The sequence below is a fragment of the Ramlibacter sp. GCM10027632 genome, from assembly GCF_042675325.1.
Lineage (GTDB): Bacteria > Pseudomonadota > Gammaproteobacteria > Burkholderiales > Burkholderiaceae_C > Ramlibacter.
In genome coordinates, this window is record NZ_JBHTGW010000014.1 from 33915 (window position 1) to 47156 (window position 13242).

9 protein-coding genes are annotated in these 13242 nt (G+C 72.1%); 4 read left to right on the forward strand and 5 right to left on the reverse strand.

Translation table 11 applies throughout. The features are described 5' to 3' along the window. Nucleotides 1-41 precede the first annotated feature (41 nt). On the forward strand, nt 42-2897 hold the full coding sequence (locus ACFQZY_RS17620) for an EAL domain-containing protein (RefSeq protein ID WP_377418280.1): 2856 nt from the start codon (nt 42-44) through the stop codon (nt 2895-2897). Nucleotides 2898-2982: 85 nt separating this feature from the next. Here ACFQZY_RS17620 and ACFQZY_RS17625 read toward each other — a convergent pair whose 3' ends face one another. From ACFQZY_RS17625 to ACFQZY_RS17640, 4 genes are all read right to left on the reverse strand, one after another. Continuing rightward, nucleotides 2983-6114: an efflux RND transporter permease subunit gene (locus tag ACFQZY_RS17625; protein ID WP_377418283.1), complete on the reverse strand. Its 3132-nt coding sequence runs from the start codon at nt 6112-6114 to the stop codon at nt 2983-2985. Nucleotides 6115-6132: 18 nt separating this feature from the next. Beyond that, nucleotides 6133-7494, reverse strand: a complete 1362-nt coding sequence (locus ACFQZY_RS17630) for an efflux RND transporter periplasmic adaptor subunit (protein WP_377418286.1) — start codon at nt 7492-7494, stop codon at nt 6133-6135. Nucleotides 7495-7649: 155 nt separating this feature from the next. Beyond that, complete coding sequence (gene rnhA, locus ACFQZY_RS17635; protein ID WP_377418289.1) at nt 7650-8096, reverse strand: ribonuclease HI; 447 nt, start codon at nt 8094-8096, stop codon at nt 7650-7652. Then, nucleotides 8093-8875 carry a class I SAM-dependent methyltransferase gene (locus tag ACFQZY_RS17640; RefSeq protein ID WP_377418291.1) on the reverse strand — a complete coding sequence of 261 codons (783 nt, stop codon included), beginning with the start codon at nt 8873-8875 and terminating at the stop codon, nt 8093-8095. The genes rnhA and ACFQZY_RS17640 overlap by 4 nt, the downstream gene beginning before the upstream one ends. A 19-nt stretch (nt 8876-8894) precedes the next feature. On the opposite strand from ACFQZY_RS17640, the gene gloB reads away from it, so the two are divergent. Together gloB and ACFQZY_RS17650 are read left to right on the forward strand one after the other, a co-directional pair. Continuing rightward, a complete protein-coding gene (gene gloB, locus ACFQZY_RS17645) occupies nt 8895-9671 on the forward strand; it encodes a hydroxyacylglutathione hydrolase (RefSeq protein ID WP_377418294.1) in 777 nt (258 codons plus the stop codon). Further along, nucleotides 9668-11230 carry a transglycosylase SLT domain-containing protein gene (locus ACFQZY_RS17650; protein WP_377418298.1) on the forward strand — a complete coding sequence of 521 codons (1563 nt, stop codon included), beginning with the start codon at nt 9668-9670 and terminating at the stop codon, nt 11228-11230. Before gloB ends, ACFQZY_RS17650 begins: the two co-directional genes overlap by 4 nt. A 104-nt stretch (nt 11231-11334) precedes the next feature. On the opposite strand, the gene ACFQZY_RS17655 is transcribed toward ACFQZY_RS17650, so the two are convergent. Then, nucleotides 11335-12291, reverse strand: a complete 957-nt coding sequence (locus ACFQZY_RS17655; protein ID WP_377418301.1) for a hypothetical protein — start codon at nt 12289-12291, stop codon at nt 11335-11337. A gap of 93 nt (nt 12292-12384) precedes the next feature. Here ACFQZY_RS17655 and ACFQZY_RS17660 point away from each other — a divergent pair, with 93 nt between their 5' ends. Next, complete coding sequence (locus tag ACFQZY_RS17660) at nt 12385-13215, forward strand: HDOD domain-containing protein (RefSeq protein WP_377418304.1); 831 nt, start codon at nt 12385-12387, stop codon at nt 13213-13215. The last annotated feature ends 27 nt before the right edge of the window (nt 13216-13242 follow it).

Here is a 13242-nt window from a genome sequence, read left to right on the forward strand (position 1 = left end):
CCTGCGGCTCGTTTAAGCTCGGCGGCGAGGAGAACACGGGCATGCCCCTCGCCACCCCGCACCAGCACCGCATCATCCAGGCCTTCACCCGAAGCTCGGTCAAGGCCCGGGTGACCATCCTGGTCCTGGTCGTCATGCTGGCCAGCGCGCTGGCCACCAGCCTCTACGGCAACCGCCTCCTCGAGGACGACCTCGAGCGGCTCCTGAGCGCGCAGCAGTTCGAGGCCAGCAAGATCCTCGCGAACACCATCGACCAGCAACTGTCCGAGCGCCTGGCGGCCCTGGACGAGATCGGCCGGCTCGCCGGCCAGCGCCATGCGGACCCGGGCGACATGCAGGCGCTGCTCGCCGGTTCGGTGACGCTCCAGCAGATGTTCAATGGCGGCCTGTTCATCACCGACCCCGGCGGCACCGCGGTCGCCTCGGTCCCCACGGCGGTGCCCCGGGTCGGCCTCGACTACTCGGACCGTGACTACGTGCGCGCCGTGATGGCCACTGGCCAGCGCGTCGTCAGCCGCCCCACGGTGGGCAAGGCCCTGGGCGTGCCGGTGCTGGTACTGGCCGCGCCCGTGCGCAACATCCGCGGCGAGGTCACCGGGGTGGTCGCCGGCGTCATCGAACTGCACAGGCCCAACTTCCTCGACGCGGTGAAGGCCAGCCCGTTCGGCCAGCAGGGCACCTTCCTGCTGGTGGCGCCGGACCACCGGCTGGTGATCACCGCCTCCGACCCGAAGCGGGTGATGGACGCCATGCCGCCGCCGGGCGCCGTGCCGGCGATCGACCGCTTCGCCGAGGGCTTCGAGGGCTCCGCCATCCTCACCAACCCGCAGGGCGTGCGATCGCTGTCGTCGGCCAAGCGCATCCCCGTCGCCAACTGGTACCTGGTGACCTCCATGCCCACCGAGATCGCCTTCGCCCCGGCGCGCCAGATGCAGTTGCGCCTGCTGGCGGCCTCCGCCGTGCTGGCCCTGGCCTCGGGTCTGCTGGTCTGGTGGGTGATCCGCCGCCAGCTCGAGCCGCTGCAGGCGGCCGCCGAGGCCATCGCCGGCCTGTCCGAGGACGACCTGGCCACCGGCCGGGTGCAGCCGCTGCCGCCCGGGCGCGCCGACGAGATCGGGCAGCTGATCGAGCGGTTCAACATGCTGCTGATGAACCTGCGGCGGCAGAATGACGCGCTCGAAAAGAGCGAGCTGCTTTACAGCACCGCGTTCCGCACGATCCCCGACGCGGTCAGCCTCTCCCGCTTGGACGACGGCGTCTTCCTCGCCGCCAACGACAGCTTTGCCCGGATCTTCGGCTGGAAGGCCTCCGAGATCATCGGCCGGTCCGCGCTGGAGATATCGCTGTGGCGACGCCCCGGCGACCGGATCGCGCTCACGCGGACCCTTCAGCTCCACGGCCACTGCGACAACCAGGAGGTCGAGTTCGTCACCCGCGACGGGCGCGTGATCGTCGCCGAGATGAGTGCCACCCGGCTCGAGCTCGAAGGCGTGGAATGCCTGCTCGGCGTGGTCCACGACATCACTGCCCGCAAGCAGGCGCAGCAGCAGATCGAGGTGCTGGCCTTCACCGACGCCCAGACCGGTCTGCCCAATCGCCGCCTGTTCCTCGATCGCCTCGAGCAGGCCCTGCCCGACATGCGCCGGCGCGGGGAGCGCGGCGCCCTGGTGCTGGTGGGCCTGGAGCAGTTCGGCGCGCTGCATGCCCGCATCGGCACGATGCAGGCCGACGAACTCCTGCAGGTGATCGGCCGCCGCCTGGACATGGGCGCGCGTGACTCGGGCGTCGTCGCCCACCTGGGCAACGGCGAGTTCGCGGTGCTGGCCAAGGGCCTGTCGCCGGGGATGGACATCGCGGCCACCGAGATGCGCCGCCTGGCCGCAGTCCTCCTGGACCTGGCGCAGCAGCCGGTGCAGGTCGAGGGCCGCAACCTGCACTGCACGGCCACCGTGGGCATCGCCCGCGTCGGCGACGACGACGCCGAAACGGCCGAGGGCCTGCTGCAGCAGGCCGAACTGGCCCTGACCCACGGGCGCGCCGGCGCGCATGCGGTGACGCTGTTCGAGCCGGGCATGCAGGCCAGCGCGGTGGCGGTCGCCGAGACCGAGGCGGGCTTGCGCAAGGCGCTGGCCGACGGCGAACTCGAGCTGTTCTACCAGCCCCAGGTGGATGGCACCGGCTGGATCATCGGCGCCGAGGCCCTGCTGCGATGGCGCCACCCGGTGCGCGGGCTGGTGCCGCCGGATGAATTCATTCCGGTGGCCGAGCGCGGCGGGCTGATCACCGCGCTGGGTCAATGGGCCGTGGACAGCGCCTGCCGAAGGCTCGCCTTCTGGGCCAGCGACCCGGTGATGGCGGCGCTGACCATCGGCGTCAACGTGAGCCCCCGCCAGTTCCGCGAGCCGGCGTTCGTGGACCACATCCTGGCGCGCCTGGAGGCCACCGGCGCGCGCCCCGACCGGTTGAAGCTGGAGCTGACCGAAAGCGTGCTGCTGGACGACCCCGGCGCCACCGCCAGCCGCATGCGCACGCTCAAGTCGCACGGCGTCTCCTTCTCGCTGGACGATTTCGGCACCGGGTTCTCGTCCCTGGCCTACCTGCAGCACCTGCCGCTGGACGAACTCAAGATCGACCGGCGCTTCGTGGTGGGCATCGCCGGCAGCGGCGGGGACCGCGCCATCGCCCGCACCATCGTCGCCCTGGGCGACAGCCTGGGCCTGCAGGTGCTGGCCGAAGGGGTCGAGACCGAGGCGCAGCAGGCGGCCCTGGCCGAGGTGGGTTGCGCCCGCTTCCAGGGCTACCTGTTCGGGCGGCCCCTGCCGCTGGATGATTTCGAGGCGCTGGTGCGCAAGCAGTTCGCGCGCAGCGCCGAGGAGGCCGCGCCCGAGGAGGCCTGAGGCCCCGGGCCGACCGCGCCGCAGGAGGCGCCGGCACCGCCAGCGCTCACCAGCCCGCACCCTCACGAGGTGCGAGCGGCCAGGCTCACTTGGCGATCAGGTCGCCGTGGTGGGCCGACGCCTCGCGGGCCTCGGCCTTGATCGCGCCCGGCACGGCCTGGCGCGCGAACAGCAGGTACATGGTGGGCACGACGAAGATCGTCAGCACCGTGCCCAGTGACATGCCGCCCACGATCACCCAGCCGATCTGCTGGCGGCTCTCGGCACCAGCGCCGGTGGCGATGGCCAGGGGCACAGCGCCCAGCACCATGGCGCCGGTCGTCATGAGAATGGGGCGCAGGCGCTGCTCCGCGGCCTTGACCACGGCATCCACCAGCTCCAGCCCCTGCTCGCGCAGCTGGTTGGCGAACTCCACGATCAGGATGCCGTGCTTGGTGATCAGGCCCACCAGCGTGATGAGGCCGATCTGCGAGTACACGTTCAGCGAGCCGCCCGACCACTTCAGCGCCAGCAGCGCGCCGATCATGGACAGCGGCACCGACAGCATGATCACGAACGGGTCGACGAAGCTCTCGAACTGCGCCGCCAGCACCAGGAAGATGAACAGCAGCGCCAGCACGAACACGATGGCCAGCGCGCCCTGCGAGTTGCGGAATTCGCGCGAGGTGCCGTTCAGGTCGGTGCTGTAGCCGGGCTTGAGCACCTTGGCCGCGGTCTGGTTCATGAACTCCAGCGCCTGGCCCAGCGAGTAGTCGGGCGAGAGGTTGGCCGTGATGGTGACCGAGCGGCGCTGGCCGAAGTGATTGAGTTCGCGCGGGCTCACGCTCTCGCGGGTCTTCACCAGGGCCGACAGCGGGATCATGGTGTCGTTGCGACCGCGCACGTAGATCGAGTCGATGTCCTCCGGCACGGTGCGGTCGCTGGCGCGGTTCTGGATGATCACGTCGTACTGCTCGGCGTCGCGCTTGTAGCGGGTGACCTGGCGGCCGCCCAGCGTGGTCTCCAGCGCGCGCGCCACCACGTCGACGCCGATGCCCAGGTCGGCGGCCTTGTCGCGGTCCACGGTGATGCGCAGCTCCGGCTTGTTCAGGCGCAGGTCCACGTCGGGCTGCAGGATGCCGGGGTTCTTGGCCATCTCGTCGAGGAACTGCCGGGTCACCCGGTTCAGGTTCTCGTAGCTGTCCGAGGTCTGGATCACGAAGTTCAGCGGCCGGTCGCGGAAGCCCTGCCCCAGCGAGGGCGGCGTGATCACGAAGGCGCTCACGCCCGCCAGGCCGGCGATGCGCGGCCCCATCTCGCGGGCCACCTCCAGGGTGGTGCGGTTGCGTTCTTCCCAGGCGCGGGCGCGCATCACCACCGAGCCCTGGGACACGGTGGGGTTGCCCATGCTGGCGAAGATGCGGTCGAACTCGGGGTACTGGCTGGCGATGCGCTCGATCACCTTGGCGTAGCGGTCGGTGTATTCGAGGGTGGCGCCGTCGGGCGCGTTGACCACCGTGAGGATGGTGCCGCGGTCCTCCAGCGGCGCCAGCTCCGACTTCATCGAGGGCCAGACCCAGGCGATGGCGCCGGCGCTGGCGAGCATCACCGCCAGCACCAGCCAGCGCGCCTGCAGCAGCCAGCCGCGCGCGCCGCCGGCGCCCGAGCGCGTGAGCAGCACCCAGCGCAGGGCCCGGGCGTAGCCGGTGGACAGGGCGGTGAGCCAGCGCTCCATGCTGCGGTCGAACCAGGTCGGCTTCGGGTTGTGGCGCAGCAGCTTGGAACACATCATGGGCGTGAGCGTCAGCGCCACGAAGCCCGAGACCAGCACCGCGCCGGCCAGGGCCAGCGCGAACTCCACGAACAGGCGGCCGGTGCGCCCCGGCGTGAAGGCCAGGGGGGCATACACCGCCACCAGGGTCAGCGTCATCGCCACCACCGCGAAGCCGATCTCGCGCGCGCCCTTGATGGAGGCGGAGAACGGGTCCATGCCCTCCTCGATGTGCCGGAAGATGTTCTCCAGCATCACGATGGCGTCGTCCACCACCAGGCCGATGGCCAGCACCAGCGCCAGCAGGGTCAGCGTGTTGATGGTGAAGCCGGCCAGCGCCATCAGCGCGAAGGTGCCGATCAGGCTCACCGGGATGGTGACGATGGGAATGACCGAGGCGCGAAGCGTGCGCAGGAACACGAAGATCACCAGGGCCACCAGGATGATGGCCTCGGCGACGGTCTTGTAGACGTTCTTGACCGAGCGGTCGATGAACAGCGAGTTGTCGTTGGCGACCTCGATGTTGATGCTCTCGGGCAGGTCGGCCTTGAGCTTGGGGATCATGTCGCGCACGCCCGCCGACAGCGTCAGCGGGTTGGCGGTGGCCTGGCGGATCACCCCCGCGGAGATGGCCTGGCGGCCATTGAGGCGCACCGCGCTGCGCTCGTCGGCGGGCCCTTCCTCGATGCGCGCCACGTCACGCAGCTTCACCGGGAAGCCGTTGACGGTACGGATCACGATGTCGCCGAACTGGCCGGCGCGCACCAGGTCGGTCTGCGAGGTCACGCTGAACTCGCGCTGGCTCGACTCGATGCGGCCGGCCGGCACGTCCAGGTTGTTGCGGCGCACCGCGTCCTCGATGTCCTGCGGGGTCAGGCGGTAGCCGGCCATGCGGTCCGGGTCCAGCCACACGCGCATCGCGTACTTGCGCTCGCCGAAGATGCGCACGTCGGCCACGCCGGTGACGGTCTGCAGGCGCGGCTTGACGACCCGGTTCACCAGGTCGTTGATCTGCAGCGGGTTGAGGGTGTCGCTGCTGAAGGCCAGCCAGATCACCGGGAAGGCGTCGGCCTCCACCTTGGCGATCACCGGCTCGTCGATGGTGGCCGGCAGGCGGTTTCGCACGCGCGAGGTGCGGTCACGCACCTCGGCGGCGGCGGCATCGGCATCTTTCTCGAGGCGGAAGCGCACCGAGATCTGGCTCTGCTCGGCCCGGCTGATCGAGGTGATCACGTCGACCGCGTCGATGCCGGCGATGGAGTCCTCCAGCGGCTTGGAGATCTGCGACTCGACCACCTCGGCAGAGGCGCCGGGGTACTTCACGCTGACGGTGACGACCGGCTCGTCGATCTTGGGGTACTCGCGCACCGACAGCCGATTGAAGCTGACTGCGCCGATCAGGAGCACCAGCAGGGACAGCACGGTCGCGAAGACCGGCCGGCGGATGGAGATTTCGGGCAGTTGCATGGTGGCCTCCCTGCGCGATCAGGAGCGCTTGTCGCGGCCGGCGCCGGTGCCCGGCCCGCCGCCCAGCAGCGCCAGGCACGGATCGACGCCCTCGGGCTTGGGTTCGGGCCTGCCGGCGGCGCGGGCAGACGCCGCGGCGGCGGGAGCCGGTGTGGCGGCAACCGCGGCGGCCGGTGCGGAGGCCGCGGTCGCATTCGGCGCCGCAGCGCCCGAGGCCGCGCCAGCCGGCGCCGACGCGCCCGGTGCCGCGCCATTGCCCGGGCCGCGGCCCGGTTCGACCACGCGCACCGCCATGCCATCGCGCTGCACGCGCTGCTGGCCGGCGACCACCACCGTGTCACCCGGCTCGAGCCCCTCGAGGATCTCGACCTTACCGGGCAGCCGCAGGCCCACCTTGACCTCGACGCGCTGGGCGACCTTGCCGTCCGCGCCGTCGGCCACCTTGATCACGAACTGCCTGCCGCCCTGGGGCACGATGGCCTCCTCGGGCACCACGCGGGCCTCGCTGCGCTCGCCGAAGACGGCGGTCACGCGGGCGAACATGCCGGGACGCAGCTGCTGCAGGCGGTTGTCGATGCAACCGCGCACGCCGACCGAGCGGCCGTTGGCGTCCACCAGCGGGTCGATGGCCAGGATGCGGGCGTTGAAGCTGCGGCCCGGGAGCGCGTCGATGCCGACCTTGGCCACCTGGCCCGGGCGCAGCTTGGTCTGGAAGCGTTCCGGCAGGCGGTAGTCGACGAGGATCGCGTCCAGGTCCTCGAGGTTGACGATGTCGGCACCGTCCTTGAGGTAGTCGCCCACGTTCACCGAGCGGATGCCGGCGATGCCGTCGAACGGCGCGAGGATGCGCAGGCGGTTGGCGGTGGCCTCGGCCAGGGCCAGCTTGGCCTGGGCCACCTGGAGCGCCGCGCCGCTCTCGTCGACCGAGCGCTGGCTGATGAAGTTCTGGGCCACCAGCTCCTGGTTCCGCTTGTGGTTCGCCTGCGCGATGGACAACTCGGCGCGGGCCTGGGCCACCTGGGCGCGGGGCAGCTCGTCGTCGAGCTGCACCATCACCTGGCCGCGCTTCACGCGCTGGCCGTCACGGAAATTGATCTGCGCGATGCGCCCGCTCACCTCGGGGCGCACCACCACGTTCTGCCGGGAGCGCAGCGTGCCCACGGCCTGGGCGTCATCCACCAGCCGGGCCACCTCCACCTTCGCCACCTCCACGGACGGCGCGCGCGCCGGGCCGGAGGCCGCCCCCGAAGCGGCCGGGGCCGCCGCGCCGGCAACCGCATCGGCCGGGCGCTGGGGCTTGTTCTGGTACCACCAGGCAGCGCCGGAAGCGGCAGCGATGCCGACGGCGGCCACCACGGTGTAAAGGGGTCTGGTTGCCATTGACGCGAACTTTCTTTTGATTCTCTGGTGGGGAGGAAGGTGCCCGCAGCACTTGTCTCGATGCGTAACAGGCCAATGTATCAGCGCCGTGTGAACGGCGCGTCAAGCCCGCGACAGCCCACCCCGAAAGGGGTAGGTCGAAAGGTCGTGGCGCCTCAGCGCTTGAGGGCCAGCTCGACGCCGCGATTGGCGAGGGCGTCGGCGCGCTCGTTGCCGGGGTCACCGTTGTGGCCCCGCACCCAGCGCCAGTCGATCTTGTGCTCGCCCTCGTTGACCAGCTTGTCCAGCTGCTGCCACAGCTCGACGTTCTTCACCGGGGTCTTGCCCGCGGTGCGCCAGCCCTTGGCCTTCCAGCCGGGGAGCCACTCGGTGATGCCCTTGAGGACGTACTGGCTGTCCAGGTAGAGGGTGACGTGGCAGGGGCGCTTGAGGGCGAGCAGCGCCTGGATCACGGCCATGAGCTCCATGCGGTTGTTGGTGGTGCCGAGTTCGCCGCCGAACAGCTCCTTCTCATTGGGGCCGGACTTGAGCAGGACGCCCCAGCCGCCCGGGCCCGGGTTGCCCTTGCAGGCGCCGTCGGTGTAGATGACGATGGAATTCACGAAGCGATGTCTTGTGTGGAGTCTTGTCGATGGTGCCGCACCCGGTGCCCCCGATTGGCCAGGGGCATCGGCGCGGACGCGATTGTCGCCGGGCGCCTCCAGGCCGGGCCGATCAGCCGGGCCCCGCGCACGCGCTTGACCGCCACCATGAAATACGCCGCGCCGAAGATCGGCCACCAGCGCTGGCCCACCGCGTCCATCCACTCGAAACGCTGCAGCCACTGCTCGGTGCCCAGGGCCGGGCGCCAGCAGCCGAAATGCGCGGCCTCCACCTCGAAATTGAGCAGCCGCAGCCAGTCCCGCAGCCGGTGCCAGCCGATGAACTCGCCCGCGGCCGGCAGGTACAGCTCTCCCAGGCCCAGGCGCCGGTACAGGTGCGCCCGGCGCTGGCGCAGGCCCCACAGGCTGGCGGGGTTGAAGCCGGAGATCACCACCTTGCCCTCGGGCACCAGCACCCGCTCGACCTCGCGCAGCGTGGCGTGCGGGTCCTGGCTCCTCTCCAGGGAGTGCGGCAGGGCCACCAGGTCCAGGCTGGCGGCGTCGAAGGGCAAGGCATGCAGGCCGGTGCGCAGGGCGGGGGCCGGGCCTGGCGGGCAGTCCTCGCCGGGCTCCAGGCCCAGCCAGCGGTGGGGCATGCGGTTGGTGCGCAGGGCGTCGAGCGGGCCCAGGCCCAGTTGCAGCGCGTGGTAGCCGAAGATGTCGGCCACGGCCTCGTCGAAGGCCGCCTGCTCCCAGGCCCGCAGGTAGCGGCCGGGGGGCGTGTCGAACCAGGACTGCATTCCTATAATCCGCTCGCTCATGAACTTGACACCCCTGCCGGCCTTCCAGGACAACTATCTCTGGCTGCTGCATGACGGACAACGGGCCGTGGTGGTGGACCCGGGCGATGCCGCCCCCGTCCTCGCCGGGCTGCAGCGGGCCGGGGCGCGGCTCGAGGCGATTCTAGTCACGCACCACCACGCGGACCACACGGGCGGCGTGCAGGCGTTGCGCGAGGCCACCGGTGCCGCCGTCTACGGCCCGGCCCGCGAGCCCATTCCCGAGCCCTGCACCCGCGTGAGCGGCGACGACACCGTCGACGTGCTGGGCCTGCGGTTCCAGGTGATCGACGTGCCCGGCCACACCGCCGGCCATGTCGCCTACTACTGCGACGACGCCGGCGGCGCGCCGCTGCTGTTTTGCGGCGACACCCTGTTCTCGGGCGGCTGCGGCCGCCTGTTCGAGGGCACGCCGGCGCAGATGCTGGCCTCGCTGGGCCGGCTGGCGGCGCTGCCGGGGCACACCCGGGTGTGCTGCGCGCACGAATACACCCTGTCCAACCTGAAGTTCGGCCTGGCCGTGGAACCCGGCAACGAAAAGCTGCTCCATCACCTGCACGCCTGCGAACAGCTGCGTGCGCGTGGCGAACCCACCCTGCCCTCCACGATCTCGCTCGAACGCGAGGTCAACCCGTTCCTGCGCACCCGGCTGCCCGCGGTGCGCGAGGCGGCCCGCGGCTTCGATGCCGCGGCCGGCGGCGGCGACGAGGCCGCGGTCTTCGCCGCCCTGCGCGAATGGAAGAACCAATTCAGATGAAGAAACTGCTGCACCTCGCCGCGCTGGCCCTGCTCCTGGGGCTGGCCGGCTGCGCCACCGGACCGGGCCAGGTCCCGCCCGAACCCGCCGGGAACGCCCCCCAGGCCGCCGTCCCGACACCCACCGCTGCTGCCGCCGCCACCACCCCGGCGCCGCGCACCTACCGCGGGACCCTCAAGCCGATCACGCCGGGCGACGCCCATGGCAGCGGCGTCATGGCGCTGGAAACCCCACCGGACCTGTGGGACCGCATCCGCCGCGGCTTCGCCATGCCGGACCTGGACGGCGAGCTGGTGCGCCGGCACGAGCAGTGGTATGCCACCCGGCCGGACTACATCCAGCGCATGACCGAGCGCTCGCGCAAGTACCTGTTCCACATCGTCGAGGAGCTGGAGCGGCGCAACATGCCCCTGGAGCTGGCGCTGCTGCCCTACATCGAGAGCGCCTTCAACCCGCAAGCCGTCTCCAGCGCGCGCGCCGCCGGCATGTGGCAGTTCATGCCCGCGACCGGGCAGGACTTCGAGCTTCGCCAGAACATCTTCCGCGACGACCGCCGCGACGTGCTGGCCTCCACCCGCGCCGCCCTCGACTACCTGCAGAAGCTGCATGGCATGTTCGGCGACTGGCACCTGGCGCTGGCCGCCTACAACTGGGGCCAGGGCAACGTCTCGCGCGCCATCCAGCGCAACCAGCGCGCCGGCCTGGGCACCTCTTACGCGGACCTGAACATGCCCGACGAGACCCGCAACTACGTGCCCAAGCTGCAGGCGGTGAAGAACATCGTCGCCAGCCCCGAATCGCTGCGCGTCGAGCTCCCCCTGATCGAGAACCATCCCTACTTCCAGACCGTCACCCTCACCCGCGACATCGACGTGGAGCTGGCAGCCCGCCTGGCCGACATCCGCCTGGAGGACTTCAAGGCGCTCAACCCCTCGTTCAAGCAGCCGGTGATCCTGGCCGCCGGCACGCCGCAGATCCTGCTGCCCTGGGACAACGCCAAGGTGTTCCAGCGCAACCTCGACGGCTACACCGCGGGCCGCTATGCCAGCTGGACGGCCTGGACCGCGCCGGCCACCATGTCGGTCGCCGATGCTGCCCGCCGCGTGGGCATGAGCGAGTCCGAATTCCGCGGGATCAACAACATCCCGCCGCGCATGCTGATTCGCGCGGGCTCCACCGTCCTGGCGCCGCGCGGCGCGGGCGTGGTCGAGGACGTGGCCGGCCATGTCGCCGACAACGCGCAGCTGAGCCTCGCGCCCGAGATCCTGACCCGCCGCACCACGGTCAAGGCCGGCAAGAACGACACCGTGGCCAGCCTGGCCGCGCGCCTGCGCCTGAAGCCCACCGACGTGGCGCAGTGGAACGATGTCGCGCCCACGGCCCGCTTCAAGCCGGGCCAGGCGGTGGTGGTCGAACTGCCGGTGCGCGTGGCCGCTGCCGGCGCTGGCGGCAAGGCCCGGGGCAAGGCGACGGCCAAGGCCACCGGCCCGGCGCGCGCCGTGGCCCAGAAGGCGGCGCCCAAGGCCGCCGCGGCGACCAAGGTCGCCCGGGCCCGCTGAACGCTGAACGCTGAACGCTGAACGCTGAACGCTGAACGCTGAACGCTGAACGCTGAACGCTGAACGCGGGGCGCGCGGGCCGCGTCTCCCGGCAGCCCGGCCCCTCAGGGCGCGGGCGTGTCCTCGATCACCATCGGTGCGCGCTTGACGAAGGCATCGAGCATGTGGGCGCGGGTGGCACTGGACATCGGGTGGCCCGGGTCCATCAGGAACGCATGCAGCGCGCCGCGGGTGCCCTCGCGCATGCACTCCCCGCCCAGCTGGGCGCACAGCTCGAACATCAGGCTCCACGCGAGTTCCGGCCGGCAGCGCGCGATGGCCGTCAGCAGCACCTCGCGCACGACGGGCGCCGGGTCGGCGTGCCGGACCAGGAACTCCACCAGCGCCGAGAAGGCGAACAGCGTGGGCCCCTCGCGCATCGGCCCCGGGTCCCGCGTGACCGCGGCCACCACCGGCGCCAGCCGGTGCGGCTGGCCCGCGAAGTCCTGACGGGCCAGGTGGTCGCGCAAGGCGGCGAGCAGACCCGGCATGTCGCCGGCATGCTCGGCGAAGAGTGCGTCGATGGCCACCTGGTCCGGGTCCGGGTCCGGGTCCGGCGCCTGGGAAGCCGGGGCCGTCGCCGCCGACCGAACGGCCTCGGGAGGCTCGGGTGCCGGCAGCCGGGCAGGCGCCGCGGACGGGCCGACCCGCAGCACCGGGGCGACCGGCGCCAGCGTGAGGCGGCCTGCGCGGGCCGGGGCTGGCCGGGCGGGCGGGTCGATGCGATCGAGGACGCGCCGCAGGGCGCGCACCAGCCGCAGGGGCAGCGGCACGGGCGGCGCGCCCGCCGCGCGGCGTACGAGGGCCTGCGCCGGCCTGAGGGCCACGGACTCGACGCCAGGCCGGGACCGGGCGCCCGCCGCGCCGTCGACGCCGCGGGCCGGGAGGGGGGACAGGGGGCCCGCAGGCAAGGGGGCGGGCGCCTCGGTGGCCAGGGGCATGCGGCCGGCCCAGCGCCGGGCCGCGTCACGCAGGCGGCGCAGCCAGCGAACCAGTCGGGTACGCAGGGACGGCAGGCTCATGGCGGGCTCCTCCGGGATGGTCCGTCAGTGGCTGCTCATCCGTAATGGTTCCACCCGGCTACAGCTTCGGCGCGGCGCGCCGAAGAAGGCGTCATGCACGCCGCACCTGCCGCCACGACCGACCGCTGGGCCGACCGCCTCGCCGGCCGACCCGCGCCGGTCCTCGCCGCCACCCGCGAGGCCCTGGAGGCCTGGCGCGCGCGGCCCGACCGGGTGGACGCCAACGCCCTGGCCGACGTGGTCCTGCGCGACCCGCTGATGACGCTGCGGCTGCTGGCCCTGGTGTCGCAGCGGCTCGGGCCGCGGCTGTCGCGGCCGGTGGAAACGGTGACGGCCGGCCTGGTGCTGCTCGGGATCGAGCCCTTCTTCCATGCGCTCGACGGCCCGCCGCCGCTGGAGACGCTGGAGGAGCGCCTGGACGGAAACCCGACGGCGCTGGCGGGCGCGCTGGACCTGGTCCAGCGGGCCCACCGCGCGGCGCGCCTGGCCGCGGCCTTCGCGGTGCACCGCCAGGACGAGGACGCCGAGGTGCTGCACCAGGCCGCCCTCCTCACCCAGTTCGGCGGCTTGCTGCTCTGGTGCGAGGCGCCGCAGGAGGCGGCCGCCATCGCCGCCCGGCTGGCGCAGGACCCGCAGATGCGCCAGACGCAGGCGCAGCGTGCGGAGCTGGGCGTGGAGCTGGCAGTGATCGAGCACCGACTCCTGCAGGCCTGGGGGCTGCCCCCCTCGCTGCGCGCCCACCTGCTGCCCACCGGGCTGGCGGCGCCGGGCGAGCAGTGCGTGGCGCTGGCCGTGCGCATCGCCCGCCACCTGGAGCGCGGCTGGGACAACCCGGCGCTGGCCGAGGATTTCGCGCAGCTCGGGACCCTGCTGCACCTGCCGGCGCCGGCGGCGGCGGCCCTGGTGCGGGAGGTGGAGGGCTGAGGCGCCCCCCGCGCAGGAGCCGGGAAT